The sequence below is a fragment of the Tardiphaga robiniae genome, from assembly GCF_001618955.1.
GTDB lineage: Bacteria > Pseudomonadota > Alphaproteobacteria > Rhizobiales > Xanthobacteraceae > Tardiphaga > Tardiphaga robiniae_A.
In genome coordinates this window covers 21,041-36,261 of sequence record NZ_LVYV01000054.1, presented here as the reverse complement: position 1 = coordinate 36,261, position 15,221 = coordinate 21,041, and the positions used below count along the sequence as shown (strand labels likewise).

Sequence of the window (15,221 nt, the reverse complement as noted above, 5' to 3'; positions counted from 1 at the left end):
GTGCCTCCCGGTTGATCAGGACGGCAAGCTACTCAGTGCACGGCCAGCCGTTCTTGGAAAATCTTGCGGTCGCCGCGCGAGGCCTGCCTGAAGGCGCGGGGCGAGACGCCGGCAGCGCGATGGAAGCTGCGGACGAAATTCGAGAGATCGCCGAAGCCGACATCGAAGGCGATGTCGGTGATGGCGCGGTCTTTCTCGACCAGCAGGTTTGCGGCCCGCCGCAGCCGCGCGCGCACCAGATACTGGTGCGGCGTCACGCCGAGCACATTCCGGAACAGGCGCAGGAAATGAAACGGACTCAATCCGGCCTGACGGGCGACCGCATCGAGATCGATCTCCTCGCTCGCATGGAAGTCGATCCACAGTGCGGCCTCGACCGCGCGCCGGCGGTCCCGTGCATTGCCGTTCACACGCCTGCGTGGCTCGCCCGACACGACGTCGACAAAACGCGCGGCAAACGCATGACCGATCTCGTCGAGCCCGAGATCGCTGTGCGCCTCCGCGCTGGCCTGCGCGAGCTCGCCAAGCACCATCAATTCGGCGCGCGGCGCTAAGGCCCCTTGCTGCCAGATGGTCCTGGCATCGCCGATCGTCTCGACCAGTTCGGGCGCGAAGGCGAAGGATAGGCACTCGTCGCCGCAGCCATGATGCTCGTGATGGCAGGTATATTCGTCTCCGGGGTGCCCGATCAGCAGCGCGCCGGCGATGAGTTCGTGCGATTGCCCGCGGCAGCGACAGCCAAAGCTGCCCTTGCGAACATAGGAGAGCGAATGGCCGGCGTGCTGTTCGGAAAACGGCTGGTCGTCCGGGCCCGCCGTACAGCGATAGTCCGTGACGGTGATCGCGTTGCCCTGGAACAGCGTGGTCGCCTGCATGGGCTCAATTTAGCCGTGCGGGCGCAATGGGGCAACCGACAGCAGGGCGTCGAACAGGGTGATCGTCCGGCCGGCCAGCGCGCCCTCGATCGAGAGCAGTCGCGACTTGGTGATGATGCCGCCATTGCCGGCAAAGCCGCTGGTCTGGCCCGCAACGGCCAGTGCGCGGTGGCATGGTACGAGGATCGCAAACGGATTGCGCGCGATGGCCTGGCCGACCGAATAGACCGCGCCGCTGGCGCCGAGCTTTGCTGCAATCTCCGCATGGGTGCGGGTCTCACCGCGCGGGATCATCCGGATCGCCTCATAGACGCGGCAATTGAACAGCGGCAGACCGTACATATCAACGGGGACATCGACGAGGTCGACGGCTTGGCCGCGCAGCAGTGCCACGATGCCCTCGATGGCGTAGTCGACATCGGCCGGCGGCCGGAATTCGCGCGCATCGGGAAATTGCTGCAGCAGGCGGCGCCGGGTCTCGATCTCGCGCGCTTCCGGCAATTGCACACCAACAATGCCGGCATCGCCCCATGCGATACCGCATCGGCCCACCGACGTGTCGAAGGTTGTGTATCCGTGCCCAGCCATCCCGAAGGCGATGTTAGCAGGCGATTTGAAACCGTCATCTGGAATCTTTTGAGCGCTTACCTTTCGAAGGGTGCGGCCGGGTGTGCGGTGCAAGGAAACTGTAACCGGCTGCCATCAATCCGCTTGGCGGATCGGCCGGTCTCGGCTAGATCAGATGACGCGACGATGCGGGCGTAGTTCAATGGTAGAACGGCAGCTTCCCAAGCTGCATACGAGGGTTCGATTCCCTCCGTCCGCTCCAGCCCCTTCATTCATTCCAGATGATCGGTGCCGCATGGCGATTGAACGGTTTGGCATCCCCGCCGTTCTTCAAAGGCGCCCGTTGCTGTTCGCACAACACAAGGTTCTTGAATGACGTTTCCCCTCTCAGCTGCAATCGCGGGCAATGTCCCCGGCGTTGTCGCCTCCAGCGTCTATGCCAATGGCCGCCGTGTTGCTGATATCCCCGTCGAGGAGGCGGGCGTCTGGGCGCAGAAGCCGGGCCATGTGGTCTGGATCGGACTGTTTGAACCGTCCCTTGAACTGCTCGAAAAACTGCGCGCGCAATTCGATCTGCATCCGCTCGCCATCGAGGACGCGCTGAAGTCGCATCAGCATCCCAAGGTGGAGCAATATGGCGAAGCGCTCTTCATCGTCGCGCGAACGGCGCAACTGGTCGATCAGACTGTTGCTTTCGGCGAGACGCATATCTTCTTGGGTAAAGGCTACGTCGTGTCCGTGCGCCATGGCGCCTCGACGTCCTATGCGGCAGTGCGCGAACGTTGCGAGGCCTGCCCGGCAAACCTGACGCGCGGCGAAGACTACATCCTCTATGCAATCCTCGATTTCATCGTCGACAACTATCGTCCTGTCATCGAATCCATTTTGTCCGAGATCGACGAGCTCGAAGATGGCGTGTTGCACCGCATGCTGACGCGGGCCGAATTCGAGCGGCTCTACAAGCTGCGCCGCGATCTGCTGCGCCTGCGCCGTGCGGTCGGGCCGCTGGTCGATGTCTGTCACCGACTCGAACATATCGATATTCTGTTCATCGACGATGAAATGAAGCCGCTGTTCCGCGATGTGCTGGATCACGTCAAACGGGCGGAAGAGGATATCGATTCGTTGCGCGAAGTCCTTGCCTTTGCGTTCGAGGCGAGCCTGATGTCGGGGCAGTCGCAGCAAACCGAAATTACCCGCAGGCTCGCGGCTTGGGCGGCGATCCTGGCGGTGCCGACGGCGATTGCCGGAATCTACGGCATGAATTTTGAACACATGCCGGAGCTGAAATGGACCTACGGCTATTACGTCGTGATTGGCGGGATCGCCGCGATCTGCGGTTACATGTATTTCCGATTCAGGCGCAACGGGTGGCTGTGACCGGCGAAGCGGTCACACCACCGCTTTCGCTGCCGCGCGTCCCGCCGTCCGCCCCGTGAACAAACATCCGCCCAGAAACGTGCCTTCCAGCGAGCGATAGCCGTGCATGCCGCCGCCGCCGAAGCCGGCGGTTTCGCCGACCGCGTAAAGCCCCGGCATGATTTGGCCGTTGCTGCCGAACACGCGCGAGTCCAGATCGGTCTCGAAGCCGCCCAGTGTCTTGCGGGTCAGGATGTTGAGCCGCACGGCGATCAGCGGCCCCTGCGCGGGATCAAGAATGCGATGCGGCTTCGCGGTCCGGATCAGGCGGTCGCCGATATATTTGCGCGCATTGTGGATGTTCATCACCTGCGCGTCCTTGACGTAGGGATTGGCCATGGTGCGGTCGCGCGCCTCGATTTGCGTCCGGATCTCGTCGAACTTCAGCAGATTGTCACCGGTGAGCGCATTCATTGCGCTGACGAGATCGTCGAGATTGTCGCGCACCACAAAGTCGATGCCGTGATCCTTGAAGGCTTCGACCGGCGCCGGCGCGCCCTTGTTGGTGGCGCGGCGCGCGGTCATCAGCCAGCTCTTGCCGGTGAGATCCGGATTCTGCTCGGAGCCCGAGAGCGCAAACTCCTTCTTGATGATCGCCTGCGTCAGCACGAACCATGAATAATCATAGCCGGTGGACTGGATATATTGCAGTTGGCCGAGCGTATCGGAGCCCGGAAACAGCGGCGCCGGCAGCCGCTTGCCGGTGGCGTCGAACCACATCGACGATGGGCCGGGCAGGATCCGGATGCCGTGTTTCGGCCAGATCGGATTCCAGTTCTCGATACCCTCGACATAGTGCCACATGCGATCCCGATTGATCAGCCGCGCGCCCGCTGTTTCCGTGATGCCCATCATGCGCCCGTCGACATGGGCGGGCACGCCGGAGATCATACGCTTCGGCGGTTCGCCGAGACGCTTCGGCCAGTTCTGCCGCACCAGATCATGATTGCCGCCGATGCCGCCGGAGGCGACGATCACGGCTTGCGCACGCAGCGAGAAGTCGCCGATCACGTTGCGCGAGCTGCTTTCGCCGCGCTCTGTATTCGTTGGCTCAAGGATCGCGCCGCTCACGCCATCAACGGTTCCGTTGGTGACGCTGAGCGCATCGACGCGGTGGCGGAATTTGAATGTCAGCAGTCCCTTCTTCTGCGCCTCGCGCGCGCGGCGCTCGAACGGCTCGACGATGCCCGGTCCGGTGCCCCAGGTGACATGAAAGCGCGGAACCGAATTGCCGTGGCCCATCGCGTCATAGCCGCCGCGCTCGGCCCAGCCGACCACTGGAAACACGCGGTGACCCATGGCGCGCAACCAATTGCGTTTCTCGCCGGCGGCGAAAGCGACATAGGCTTCGGCCCAGCGCCGTGGCCACAGGTCCTCATCGCGATCGAAGCCGGCCGTGCCCTGCCAGTCCTGCATCGCCAGGTCATGAGAGTCCTTGATACCAAGGCGCCGCTGTTCCGGAGAGTCGACGAAGAACAAACCGCCGAACGACCAGAAGGCCTGGCCGCCGAGATTCTGTTCGCCTTCCTGATCGACCACGACAACGCGCTTGCCGGCGTCAGCAATTTCCGTGGCCGCAACGAGGCCCGCGAGTCCGCCACCGACGACGATGACATCCGCATCAGCGGCCATACTGTTTCCCCCATTTTGTTAATGGAGATTGAAGTCGGCGCGGGAACTTTGGTCAACGGAAATTGCGCGCGAGGGGCGGCACTGTTTCAGATTGATACCGCAAGGGAACGAGGTGCATCCCGCGCGCAACACTCGATTTGAATCGCATTGGAAGCGTCATGCTCGTCTGGACAAAGCCACGATCTGGCAACACGCTGACCATGCCCTGCATCACTAGGGCAGTCAGATTCGGGATCGACAGGTTTTGGGGCTGGACATGAAGTTCGTTACGGGTTTGCTGGCGGCGGTCTTGCTGTTCGCGGGCGTCGGGGCAAGTCACGCGGTGGTTCGGATCGCGGATGATCGTGGCGGACGGATCGGAACCTATGTCGACAGGTATCAGGGATTACGCACTTCCGGCGAAACCGTGATCATCGATGGCCTGTGCGCCTCGGCCTGCACGATTGTGCTCGGCGCGGTTCCGCGTGACCGGATCTGCGTTACCTCCAATGCCAATCTCGGCTTTCATGCGGCCTGGGACATGGGTGCCAATGGTCGCGCGGTGACCAATCCGGAAGCCACCCAGATGCTGTATTCGATGTATCCGACGCAGATCCGGCGCTGGATCTCCAGGCGTGGCGGGCTGAAGACGCAGATGATCTTCCTGCGCGGCCGCCAGCTGATGGGCATGTACAAGCCCTGTTACATGGACGCCCACGCCTCCAGCGCGCGCTAGGCCGATCTGGTTTTTATTCCATCAGCATGACGTGATGCCCTGCGGCGCCGGGAGCGCTTGCCCGCGCCGTCATCTCAGCCTATCTGGAACCTGGATGGCAGGCTCCTGAATGATCTCGGGCCTTGGCCGTTTTGAGATCGTCTGATGGTGCAGCCTTTATTGACGCCTAAGAGCACGATGCCCGCGTCCGAGCGGCCGTCACGGGTGGCGTCGGTGATCGTCGCATCGGCCGCGGCCTTTGTGGCGCTCCTTCTGGTGGGTGCAATCGGGCTGTGGGCACATTACGGCACGGCCGTATTTTTCGAGATGATCAAGACCGGCATCGCCGCCTGCATGTGATCGGCTGCCAAGGGCAATTCAGGGGACATTCCATGACTGATCGAACCACCCGGCCGCTCGTCATTATTGCTGCCTTCGCTGGCAGCCTCGCGGCGGGATTGCTGGTCGTGCTGTGGCTGACGGGCGGTTTCCGCAATGTCGCTGCACCGGCCTCGATCGGCGGTCCGTTCCAGCTCACCGATCAGTCCGGCCAGACCGTCACCGAGCAGAGCCTGAAGGGCAAGCCGACGCTGATCTTCTTCGGCTTTACCCATTGCCCGGACATCTGCCCGACCTCGCTGTTCGAAATGTCGGAAGTGCTGCGCGCGATGGGCAAGGACGCCGATCGTATCAATACCTATTTCGTTTCGGTCGATCCCGAGCGCGATACGGCGGCGATCATGAAGGACTACCTGACGAGCTTCGATCCGCATCTGAAGGGATTGACCGGCGCGCCCGATGCGGTGGCGAAGGTGATTTCCGGCTACCGCGTCTATGCCAAGAAGGTGCCGACCAAGGACGGCGACTACACGATGGATCACACCGCGCTGATCTATCTGATGGACCGCGACGGCAATTTCGTCGCGCCGTTCAACATCAAGCGCAAGCCGGAAGAGGCAGTCGCCGATCTCAAGCGCTACCTCTGAGTCCGTCCACGAGAGTTCGTTCCGGCGGCCATCGTCCCGGTCCGATGCACGAGACCGTGCTCGGTCTTTTCCCAGTGATGGCGCCGGGTCCAGAACTGCCACAGGGCGCGCCAGGTCGCGATCGAGAGACACCCCCAATAAATCGGCGTCAGGGCCAGGATCCAGCCATCGCGCAGACGGCCACGGCGCATCAGACCGGTGAGGCCCAGGATGCAGGTCGCGATGAAGCCGCAGGCGATAGCCAGCACGTGCAGTGACGACAACCGGTCGCCAAACAGCAGGGTGCTATCGGCAAGCAGCAGGCAGGCGACAAGTTTGACCACCAGCACCGTAAAGGCCAGAGACGTCAGGATATTACCGCCGAAGACGATGTTGAGTGCGAGGAATCCCCGCGCGCCGGCTTCGTCCCACAATCGGCGGGGATCGCGCATGTGAACGGCCCAGGTCTGCATCCATCCTTTCATCCAGCGTGAGCGTTGTCGCAGCCACGCGCCGAACGCGATCGGTGCTTCCTCAAGCGTGACCGATGGAATGGTGAGGGAGCGATAGCCCAGTCGCGCCAGGCGGATCCCGAGGTCGGCATCTTCCGTGACATTATAGGCATCCCAGCCGCCGATGCAGCGCAAGGTCTCCGTGCGGAAATGATTGGAGGTGCCGCCAAGGGGTAATGGCATGCCCAGGGCGACCAGCCCGGGCAGGAAGACCGCGAACAGCCCGGCATATTCGACTGCCGCCATGCGCGACAGCAGGCTGTGCGTCAGATTGTCGAAATGCAGTCCCGCCTGAACGCAGGCGACGTCGTCGTTGTGCTGGCGAAACATGTCGAGCGCGGCGCGCAATTGGCCGGGGTCGGGATCGTCTTCGGCATCGAACACGGTCAGAAAGCTGCCGCGCACGAAGGGGAGTGCAACATTCAGCGCCTTCGGCTTGGTCTTTGGACCCGTCGCCTGTGCGAGCAGGACCTGAACCTGCGGTCCTGGCCGGGCTCTGGCAACCGCCGCGCGGGTCCGCAGATCGTCGGGCTCGAGCACCAGAATGATGTCGAGCTTCTCCGGGGGATAGTTCAGCCTTTGCAGGGACCGCAGCAGACCCGGAACGGACGCTTCCTCGCGATAGAGCGCGACGACCACTGAGTAGATAGGCAATTGATCGTCGCGCAGCGGCGGAAACTGTTGCTCCGGCTGCGGCGGAACCAGCACGCAAGTCAGCCTGAGAAGCGAAAAGGCGAGAAACCAGATCGCCGCCAGGCCGCCGATCAGATCCATCGTCAGTGTCGGATGCAGAAGCGCGAGAACCGCGCATACCAGCAGCAGAAGCGCCGGCTGCAATCCTTTGCGCCAACCGATGGCCGACTTGGCCGACATGGCAGGTTGCATCTGCAGCAGGCCTTCGGCGGCGATATCCGAAAGCGCGTCGCCGGTTTGCTCGGTCAGATATTGATGCAGGTGACGCCGTGTGGTCAGCCGAATGCGCGCGATAAGTGATGGATATGTGGTGGAGAAACGCGTCAGGCGCCGTGCCGTAAAGGCACGCGGCGTGACGATCCAGTTGAGTGTGTCATCCTCCTGGAGGGGCAGGATGCCGAACTCTGCGATCCCCGGGAGGTCAGCATCCGCCAAGGGGCAGTGAGCGCGCCCGACTGTCGAGAGATCGTCGAAGCCGACGCCAAGGTGGCGCGCCAGATGCGCGACATACTTTTCCTCGCTGATGACGCCCCATTGGATCAGGATCTGATCGGCGCCCAGATTGAGCTCGCGGCTCCGGCGCTCCGCGGCGTGCAGAAGCGGGACCGGGAGTATGCCACGCAGGCAGTCGAGTTCGCTGGCCGGGCTGTCGCGGTGGTCTGGCGCCCTGTAGTTCGGCGCGGTGGAGGAAGACGTCCAACCGAGGGAGCTGAGAGGCTGGCCTATTGCGGCGGCTGGCTGACGCCAGACGCGCGGTCGATCCCGGAAAGATTGCTGCACCCCCATGCAACGCCCTCACACTCACAAACGCTACTCGCGTCTCGCGCGGGATGGTCTATAAGACCGCGATCCGGACGCACCCCTATGCAACCACAGATGGTTAATTCCAGCAACCAAATACCGCTGACACGATGTCGCGCAACTGCGCTGGCGCTTGGCATGCTGCTGGCCGCATGGATGTCGCTGTTTTCGGCAGCGCCCGCTTTGGCACAGACCTCGGCTCAGGCCGTCAGCCAGCCGGGTCCGCAGGCCGTGCCGGGCTTCTGGGATCCGCGTCGCCGTCCGGACCGGCCTGACCTGTCGCGCATCACCGTGATCCGCTTCCTGACCGAGACCGACTATCCGCCGTTCAACTTCACCGGCCCCGACGGCAATCCGGCGGGCTTCAACGTCGATCTCGCGCGGCTTCTCTGCGAGGAGATCAAGGTCACCTGCACGGTGCAGATGCGCCGCTTCGAGACGCTGCTCGATGCCATCTCCAGCAACCGCGGCGACGCCATCATTGCCTCCATGGCTGTGACGCCGCAGATCCGTGCCCGCGTCGATTTCACCGATCCCTATTACCGCGCGCCGGCGCGCTTCGTGGCCCGCAAATCCGCCGTGATGCCGGAGATTCGCCCGGAATATCTTGAGGGCAAGAAGGTCGGCGTGATCGCGGGCTCGACCCATGAGGCCTATCTGAAGGCGATGTTCACCGATGCGGTGCTGGTGCCTTTCCCAAGCGACGATGCGCTACGCCAGGCGCTGAAACGCAGCGAGGTCGATTTCATCTTCGGCGATGCGATCTCGTTTGCCTTCTGGATCAACGGCAGCGATTCCGGCGATTGTTGCGCCTTCAGCGGCGGGCCCTTCATCGAAAGCCGCTTTTTCGGTGAGGGCATCGGCATTGCCGTCCGCAAGGGTAACGACACGCTGCGCCAGGCGCTGAACTGGGCCCTGTTCCGGGTCTGGGAGAAAGGCCGCTACACCGATTTGTGGCTGCGTTATTTCTCGGTCAGCCCCTTCTAACTCTCTCAATTCGCGGTTTGGCATTTTCGTGCGGAGCCGCTAGGTTCCGCGGCCCGGAGGCCCAAAACACGATGTCCACGCTAGACCCCACCATGAGCCCGAGCGAGCTGCGCGCGCTCGCCGAGACTTCCAACGCCTGGCCGTTCGAGCAGGCGAAGGCGCTGGTGGCGCGTCTGAAGAAAACGCCGAAAGACGAAGTGCTGTTCGAGACCGGCTACGGCCCAAGCGGCCTGCCGCATATCGGCACTTTCGGCGAGGTTGCGCGCACGACCATGGTGCGCCATGCCTTTCGCGTGCTTACCGAGGACAAGATCAAGACCCGGCTGATTGCCTTCTCCGACGACATGGACGGCCTGCGCAAGGTGCCGGACAATGTGCCGAACAAGGACATGCTGGCATCGCATCTCGGCAAGCCGCTGACGCGGGTGCCGGATCCGTTCTCGAACGAATATCCGTCCTTCGGCGCGGCCAACAATGCACGGCTGCGCGTCTTCCTGGATCAGTTCGGCTTTGACTACGAATTCGCCTCGTCGACCGACTACTACACATCCGGCCGGTTCGATGCGACGCTGCTGAAGATGCTCGCAGTCTATGACAAGGTCATGGACATCATCCTGCCGACCCTCGGCCCGGATCGCCGCGCGACCTATTCGCCGTTCCTTCCCATTAGCAAGACCACTGGCGTCGTGCTGCAGGTGCCGATGATCCGGCGCGACGTGGCTGCCGGCACCGTCACCTATGTCGATCCTGACACTAACGAAGAAGTCACGACGCCGGTCACCGGCGGCAATGTGAAGTGCCAGTGGAAGGCCGACTGGGCGATGCGCTGGGCGGCGCTCGGCATCGACTATGAAATGGCCGGCAAGGATCTCATCGATTCCGTAAAGCTGTCGGGCAAGATCTGCGCTGCGCTTGGCGGCACGCCGCCGGAAGGCTTCAACTATGAGCTCTTCCTCGACGACAAGGGCGGCAAGATCTCCAAGTCGAAGGGCAACGGCCTGACCATCGACGAGTGGCTGCGCTACGCGTCGCCGGAGTCATTGTCGCTGTTCATGTATCGCGAACCGAAGGCGGCCAAGCGGCTGTTCTTCGACGTGATTCCGCGCAATGTCGACGAGTACCAGCAATTCGTCGAAGGCTATGCGAAGCAGGATCCCAAGCAGCGCCTGTCCAATCCGGCCTGGCATATCCATGCCGGCGATCCGCCGGTGGCGAACATGCCGGTCACGTTCCAGCTCCTGCTGACGCTGGTGTCGTCGTCGAATGCCGAGAATGCCGAAACCCTGTGGGGCTTCATCCGGCGTTATCGGCCGGGCGTCTCCGCGGCGACGCATCCGCGGCTCGACGCGATGGTCGGCTATGCCATCAACTACTATCGGGACTTTGTGGCGCCGACCAAGACGTTCCGCGAGCCCACTGATGTCGAGCGCGTGGCGCTGCAGGATCTGCGCGATGCGCTCTCGCAACTGCCGGCAGAGGCCACGCCGGAAGACATCCAGAACGCGGTCTATGAGATCGGCCGCCGCGAGCCGTTCCTTGATCACAAGAAGCTCGCGAAGGATGGCCGGCCCGGCGTCTCGCTCGACTGGTTCAACATGCTGTACCAGGTGCTGCTCGGCCAGGAGAAGGGCCCGCGCTTCGGGTCCTTCGTGGCGGTCTATGGCGTGCAGAATGCGATCAACATGATCGACGGCGCGCTGGCGCGGAGTGCCTAGCTAGCAGCGACGCTCCACTTCCCCTCTCCCCCAGCGCGGCGCGGCCGCGCGCCGTGGGAGAGGGTGCCTGAGCGAAGCGAAGGCGGGAGAGGGCCGACTGGGCTCGGAGCTTGTGGCCGCCCCTCTCCCGTCTCGAACATGCTTCGCATGTTCGATCCACCCTCTCCCGCTGCGCGCAGCTATGCTGCGCTGGGGGAGAGGGGAAGAAGAGCGTTACTGGCTCGCCCAAACGATGCGCGCGATCCAGGCGATGTCGGAGGCTGGAAAGCTGCGGTCGACATGGTTCGGATTGAGCGACTGCAGTTCGATGATCTTGGTGGTTCGGCGCTTCAATTCCTTCGCCATCACCTCGCCGTCCTTGGTCTTGACCACGACGCGGTCGCCTTTGCGGATCTGCGCTTCCGGCGAGACGACGATGATGTCGCCGTCGCGATAAGCGGGCTTCATCGAATCGCCGGAGATCTTCAGCGCATAGGCATGCTCGTCGTTCACCGACGGCAGGCCGACTTCATCCCAGCCCTTGCTGCCGGCGGGGAAACCTGCGTCGTCGAAGTAACCGCCATGGCCGGCCTGTGCGAAGCCGAGCAGCGGCACCGACTGCACGATGCGCTTGGTGCCTTCGATCAGCGTGACGAAGCTGTCGATGGTCACGCCGGTTGCGGTCAGCGCCTTCGAGACCGACTCCGTCGACGGCCAGCGTTCGCGGCCGTCGTTGGTGATGCGCTTGGACTTGTTGAAGGTCGTGGCGTCGAGCCCCGCTTTCTTCGCAAGGCCGGAGGGTGACATGCCGTTGCGCTCTGCGAGGCGGTCGAGGGCGTTCCAGATCTGGGCGTGCGAGAGCATCATCGGTTTCGGTCCCTTGGCCCGGATTTCTGCGGGGCGGTGAATCGTGGCGAAATCTAGGAATTATTGCCGTGAATGCACGGATTTCGCAACAGGCATTTGAAAAAAATGTGCAGCCTTGAAGTGGAGGGGGGGCGCCGATACGGTCGACTGTCGGCTCCAGCCATCGAATCCCGCGACTGGGCGCCCACACCACATCGAAAACAGCTGATTCAACCAAATTGGAAGTCTGGGCGGTTGCGCACCATCTATAAAATCTGTCCGGCCTCGAGCTGGCGCGAGGCCGAGCGTCAGGGCACCTATCGCGGCAGTGCCGACGATGCCCGGGACGGCTTCATCCACTTCTCGACCGCGGCACAGCTCCCCGAGACGCTCCGGAAGTATTATTTCGGCCAGACCGGCCTGTTTCTGGTTGCTGTGGACGCGGACGCACTCGGTGATTTCCTGCGCTGGGAGCCATCCCGCGGCGGCGATCTGTTCCCGCATCTCTACGGCGAACTCGATCTCGGCGCCGTCACTGCCGTCATGGATCTGCGCGCGCGGTCTGACGGCAACCACGACATTCCGGAGCTCAAATCGTGATCCGCGCTTTCGATGCCTTTTCCCTGCCGATGCTGCGCATGCTCGATGCCGAAGACGCGCACCGCCTCGCGATCCGCGGGTTGCGCATGCTGCCTTACGCCCGCCCGCGGCCGGATGATCCGAAACTCGCAGTCCGTGCATTCGGTCTGAACTTCCCCAATCCGGTGGGGATCGCTGCCGGCTTCGACAAAAATGCCGAAGTGCCGGATGCGCTGCTCCGTCTCGGCTTCGGTTTTGCCGAGATCGGCTCGGTGACGCCGAAGCCGCAATCCGGCAATCCACGCCCGCGCATCTTTCGGCTGGAGCGTGACGAAGCGGTCATCAACCGGCTCGGCTTCAACAATGACGGTGCGGAGGTCGTGCTGCGTCGGCTGGCTGCACGTGCGCAGAATGGCGGTATCGTCGGCGTCAATGTCGGCGCCAACAAGGATTCGTCTGATCGCACGCAGGATTATGTGCGACTGATCGAGACCTTCGCGCCGGTGGCGAGCTATTTCACCGTTAACGTGTCATCGCCGAACACGCCGGGCCTGCGCAATTTGCAGCAGGCCGCCGAGCTCGACGATCTGTTGGCGCGGGTGATCGATGCGCGTGAGCGCGTCCGCAAGAATGCGGGAGATTCTCCGGTACTGCTGAAGATCGCGCCCGATCTCAGCCTTGCCGACCTCGACGATGTCGTCCATGTCGCGCGCTCGCGCCGTGTCGACGGCATGATCGTCGCGAACACCACTATCGGCCGTCCCTCGACCTTGCGCGAACAGGCACGCTCGAAAGAGCAGGGCGGATTGTCCGGGCGGCCCTTGTTCAGGCTGTCCACCCGCATGGTGGCGGAGACCTTCGTGCGTGTCGAAGGCGCGTTCCCGCTGATCGGCGCCGGCGGCATCGACAGCGGTGGTGCTGCACTGACCAAGATCCGTGCGGGCGCGAGCCTGATCCAGTTGTACTCGTCACTGGTCTATAAAGGCATCGGCCTCGTCGACAGCATCAAGGCCGATCTGACCTCGACGTTGCTGCGCACCAGCCGTGATTCGCTGTCGGAAATCGTCGGCGCCGATGCGGCGACGATCACTGCGGAAGACTGGCCGGGGTGAAGACGAGCCTGTAGCCCGGATGAGCAAAGCGAAATCCGGGGCTGTTGCGAATGTGGCGAAGAAAGATCCCGGATATCGCTTCGCTCATCCGGGCTACGGAAGTTACCCGAACGATCGTCGCAGCAGCGTCGGGTAGCGCACCGCTTGCAGCCCGCCGCGGGCGATATAGTGCACGAGCAGCGCGAGCCACAATCCCGTATTGCCAAGCGGGCGCAGCAAAAGCCACGCGGCCAGAAAACACACCAGCGACAGCACCATCAGGTTACGCATGTCACGCGCCCAGGTGGCGCCGATGAAGACGCCGTCATAGGCAAAGGCGAAGACGCCGAGCACCGGCGCCAGTGCGACCAGCCAGAGATAGTCGCGCGCGATCCGGCGAACATCCAGACTCGACGTCATGGTATCGATCAGTACCGATCCGCCGAGGGCATAGATCGCGCTGAGCGCGATAGCGAAGCCGAGACCCCAGACGACAACGAGACGCACGGCGCTGGAGAATCCGACGCGGTTGCGTGCGCCATAGGCGCGGCCGCAGAGCTGTTCGGCGGCGTTGGCGAGACCGTCGAGAAAGAACGCGCTGATCATCAGGAAGTTGTTGAGCACCGCATTGGCGGCGAGCGTGAGATCGCCGGACCGCGCGCCCTGTGCCGTGAAGAACAGAAATGCGGCGATCAGGGCAGCGGTACGGATCATGATGTCGCGATTGACCGCCATCATGTGCATCAGCCTGTCGCGCTCCAGCAGTACGGCCCATGGCTGGGTGAGACGCCCACCCGTGATGCGCCAGGCCACCAGCGCGCCGATCACGAAGCCGGAGAGTTCGGCGATGATGGCCGCATAGGCGGCACCTGCGATGCCCATGTCGAGGAAGAGCACCAGCAACACTGTCGCCACCATGTTGATCGCGTTGATCGCGATCTGCACCGTTAGTGCAAGACCGGCGCGGGCCTGGCCGACCAGCCAGCCGAGGATGACGAAATTGGCCAGCACCAGCGGTGCCGACCAGATGCGGATAGTGAAATAGGTTCGTGCAGTGCTGGTGACGCCGTCGCTGCCGCCCATAGCGGTCAGCAGTCCGGCCGCGAGCGGTACCTGCAGCACGATCAGCAATCCGCCGATCACCGCCGAGATGATGAAGCCGCGCGGCAGCAGCGCGCGCAGCTCGTGCTGGTCGCCGGCGCCGAGCGCTTGCGCGGTGAAGGCCACCGTGCTCATGCGCAGGAAACCGAACAGCCAGAACAGGCAGTCGAACAGCACCGAAGCCATGGCGACGCCGCCAAGCAAGGTAGCGTCGCCTAGTCGTCCGACGGCAATGGTCGCCACGATGCCCAGCAGTGGCGTCGTGAGATTGGCCAGCATGGCCGGCCCCGCGATCGCAAAGATGTCGCGGGTGGTGGCAGGTTCAAACGCTTGCGATGGCGTAGCGGCGTCAGTCGACAAGCGTCAGATGTCCGTAGCTTTGAAAGAGAGGCCTCAGCGGCCGCGGGGGGCGCTGAACAGCCGCATGATCAGCCAGATCGGCACCACGATCACGGCGCCGAGCAGGAAGTAGCGCCAGAGGCCATTGATGGCATCGAAGCCGAGGTCATAGACCCACTGGAACAGGCGGCGGATGCTGGTGACGATGTTCCACGGATCGAAGCCGATGGCGGCGAGAACGACGCCGACCAGGATCGACAGCAGGATCAGCCGGCCGAGTACCGCCAGCGGCGAACCGCCGAGGAAGCGCGCCAGGCCGTCATTGTTGGCCGGCAAGTCCCGGGTCTCATTTGGCTGCATCATGGTCTCCTGCGCGCAAATCGCGCGCTGATCATAGGTGGTCCCACGCAAATGGGGAACCCGGCT

General features: G+C 63.2%; 15 protein-coding genes and 1 tRNA gene. 9 read left to right on the top strand and 7 right to left on the bottom strand.

What is annotated here, in order from left to right; genetic code table 11:
* Positions 1 to 32 precede the first annotated feature (32 nt).
* Positions 33 to 875, bottom strand: coding sequence for a helix-turn-helix domain-containing protein (locus A4A58_RS25640; protein ID WP_068737557.1), 843 nt, complete (start codon positions 873 to 875; stop codon positions 33 to 35).
* 9 nt (positions 876 to 884) lie between these two features.
* A complete protein-coding gene (locus A4A58_RS25635; protein ID WP_068737555.1) occupies positions 885 to 1,463 on the bottom strand; it encodes a methylated-DNA--[protein]-cysteine S-methyltransferase in 579 nt (192 codons plus the stop codon).
* A gap of 167 nt (positions 1,464 to 1,630) precedes the next feature.
* On the opposite strand from A4A58_RS25635, the gene A4A58_RS25630 reads away from it, so the two are divergent.
* Both A4A58_RS25630 and corA read left to right on the top strand, forming a co-directional pair.
* Positions 1,631 to 1,704: transfer RNA gene (locus A4A58_RS25630), tRNA-Gly, on the top strand.
* 110 nt (positions 1,705 to 1,814) lie between these two features.
* The gene (gene corA / locus A4A58_RS25625) at positions 1,815 to 2,822 is read left to right on the top strand and encodes a magnesium/cobalt transporter CorA (RefSeq protein ID WP_068737553.1); all 1,008 of its coding nucleotides are present in this window, start codon (positions 1,815 to 1,817) and stop codon (positions 2,820 to 2,822) included.
* Between the two features lie 12 nt (positions 2,823 to 2,834).
* Here the strand turns inward: corA and A4A58_RS25620 are convergent, their stop codons facing one another.
* Positions 2,835 to 4,493: an FAD-binding dehydrogenase gene (locus A4A58_RS25620; protein WP_068737551.1), complete on the bottom strand. Its 1,659-nt coding sequence runs from the start codon at positions 4,491 to 4,493 to the stop codon at positions 2,835 to 2,837.
* Between the two features lie 256 nt (positions 4,494 to 4,749).
* Here A4A58_RS25620 and A4A58_RS25615 point away from each other — a divergent pair, with 256 nt between their 5' ends.
* From A4A58_RS25615 to A4A58_RS25605, 3 genes are all read left to right on the top strand, one after another.
* Entirely contained in the window at positions 4,750 to 5,208 is a 459-nt protein-coding gene (locus A4A58_RS25615) for a hypothetical protein (RefSeq protein ID WP_068737550.1), read from the top strand.
* 177 nt (positions 5,209 to 5,385) lie between these two features.
* Positions 5,386 to 5,547, top strand: coding sequence for a hypothetical protein (locus tag A4A58_RS30510; RefSeq protein WP_244499871.1), 162 nt, complete (start codon positions 5,386 to 5,388; stop codon positions 5,545 to 5,547).
* A 32-nt stretch (positions 5,548 to 5,579) separates the two neighbouring features.
* Positions 5,580 to 6,173 (top strand): SCO family protein, encoded by a 594-nt coding sequence (locus A4A58_RS25605; protein ID WP_068737546.1) that lies wholly within the window; start codon positions 5,580 to 5,582, stop codon positions 6,171 to 6,173.
* Here the strand turns inward: A4A58_RS25605 and A4A58_RS25600 are convergent.
* Positions 6,164 to 8,143 (bottom strand): glycosyltransferase, encoded by a 1,980-nt coding sequence (locus A4A58_RS25600; RefSeq protein WP_068737544.1) that lies wholly within the window; start codon positions 8,141 to 8,143, stop codon positions 6,164 to 6,166. The genes A4A58_RS25605 and A4A58_RS25600 overlap by 10 nt on opposite strands.
* 90 nt (positions 8,144 to 8,233) lie before the next feature.
* Between A4A58_RS25600 and A4A58_RS25595 the strand changes: the two genes are divergently transcribed.
* Positions 8,234 to 9,145, top strand: coding sequence for a transporter substrate-binding domain-containing protein (locus A4A58_RS25595; protein ID WP_433993656.1), 912 nt, complete (start codon positions 8,234 to 8,236; stop codon positions 9,143 to 9,145).
* 71 nt (positions 9,146 to 9,216) lie between these two features.
* On the top strand, positions 9,217 to 10,860 hold the full coding sequence (locus A4A58_RS25590) for a lysine--tRNA ligase (protein WP_068737539.1): 1,644 nt from the start codon (positions 9,217 to 9,219) through the stop codon (positions 10,858 to 10,860).
* Positions 10,861 to 11,073: 213 nt separating this feature from the next.
* Here A4A58_RS25590 and A4A58_RS25585 read toward each other — a convergent pair whose 3' ends face one another.
* On the bottom strand, positions 11,074 to 11,703 hold the full coding sequence (locus A4A58_RS25585; RefSeq protein ID WP_068737960.1) for a S24 family peptidase: 630 nt from the start codon (positions 11,701 to 11,703) through the stop codon (positions 11,074 to 11,076).
* A gap of 237 nt (positions 11,704 to 11,940) precedes the next feature.
* Here A4A58_RS25585 and A4A58_RS25580 point away from each other — a divergent pair, with 237 nt between their 5' ends.
* Entirely contained in the window at positions 11,941 to 12,285 is a 345-nt protein-coding gene (locus tag A4A58_RS25580) for a DUF952 domain-containing protein (protein WP_068737537.1), read from the top strand.
* Complete coding sequence (locus A4A58_RS25575; protein ID WP_068737536.1) at positions 12,282 to 13,376, top strand: quinone-dependent dihydroorotate dehydrogenase; 1,095 nt, start codon at positions 12,282 to 12,284, stop codon at positions 13,374 to 13,376. Before A4A58_RS25580 ends, A4A58_RS25575 begins: the two co-directional genes overlap by 4 nt.
* A gap of 102 nt (positions 13,377 to 13,478) precedes the next feature.
* Here the strand turns inward: A4A58_RS25575 and A4A58_RS25570 are convergent, their stop codons facing one another.
* Together A4A58_RS25570 and A4A58_RS25565 are read right to left on the bottom strand one after the other, a co-directional pair.
* Entirely contained in the window at positions 13,479 to 14,735 is a 1,257-nt protein-coding gene (locus A4A58_RS25570) for an MATE family efflux transporter (RefSeq protein WP_081422087.1), read from the bottom strand.
* Positions 14,736 to 14,849: 114 nt separating this feature from the next.
* Positions 14,850 to 15,155, bottom strand: coding sequence for a DUF6460 domain-containing protein (locus A4A58_RS25565; protein WP_068737958.1), 306 nt, complete (start codon positions 15,153 to 15,155; stop codon positions 14,850 to 14,852).
* Between the last annotated feature and the right edge of the window lie 66 nt (positions 15,156 to 15,221).

Bases quoted from the DNA above. Each gene is read 5' to 3' on its own strand.
- A4A58_RS25640 (WP_068737557.1), bottom strand. From the start codon at position 875: ATGCAGGCGACCACGCTGTTCCAGGGCAACGCGATCACCGTCACGGAC.
- A4A58_RS25635 (WP_068737555.1), bottom strand. From the start codon at position 1,463: ATGGCTGGGCACGGATACACAACCTTCGACACGTCGGTGGGCCGATGC.
- corA (WP_068737553.1), top strand. From the start codon at position 1,815: ATGACGTTTCCCCTCTCAGCTGCAATCGCGGGCAATGTCCCCGGCGTT.
- A4A58_RS25620 (WP_068737551.1), bottom strand. From the start codon at position 4,493: ATGGCCGCTGATGCGGATGTCATCGTCGTCGGTGGCGGACTCGCGGGC.
- A4A58_RS25615 (WP_068737550.1), top strand. From the start codon at position 4,750: ATGAAGTTCGTTACGGGTTTGCTGGCGGCGGTCTTGCTGTTCGCGGGC.
- A4A58_RS30510 (WP_244499871.1), top strand. From the start codon at position 5,386: ATGCCCGCGTCCGAGCGGCCGTCACGGGTGGCGTCGGTGATCGTCGCA.
- A4A58_RS25605 (WP_068737546.1), top strand. From the start codon at position 5,580: ATGACTGATCGAACCACCCGGCCGCTCGTCATTATTGCTGCCTTCGCT.
- A4A58_RS25600 (WP_068737544.1), bottom strand. From the start codon at position 8,143: ATGGGGGTGCAGCAATCTTTCCGGGATCGACCGCGCGTCTGGCGTCAG.
- A4A58_RS25595 (WP_433993656.1), top strand. From the start codon at position 8,234: ATGGTTAATTCCAGCAACCAAATACCGCTGACACGATGTCGCGCAACT.
- A4A58_RS25590 (WP_068737539.1), top strand. From the start codon at position 9,217: ATGTCCACGCTAGACCCCACCATGAGCCCGAGCGAGCTGCGCGCGCTC.
- A4A58_RS25585 (WP_068737960.1), bottom strand. From the start codon at position 11,703: ATGCTCTCGCACGCCCAGATCTGGAACGCCCTCGACCGCCTCGCAGAG.
- A4A58_RS25570 (WP_081422087.1), bottom strand. From the start codon at position 14,735: ATGCTGGCCAATCTCACGACGCCACTGCTGGGCATCGTGGCGACCATT.
- A4A58_RS25565 (WP_068737958.1), bottom strand. From the start codon at position 15,155: ATGCAGCCAAATGAGACCCGGGACTTGCCGGCCAACAATGACGGCCTG.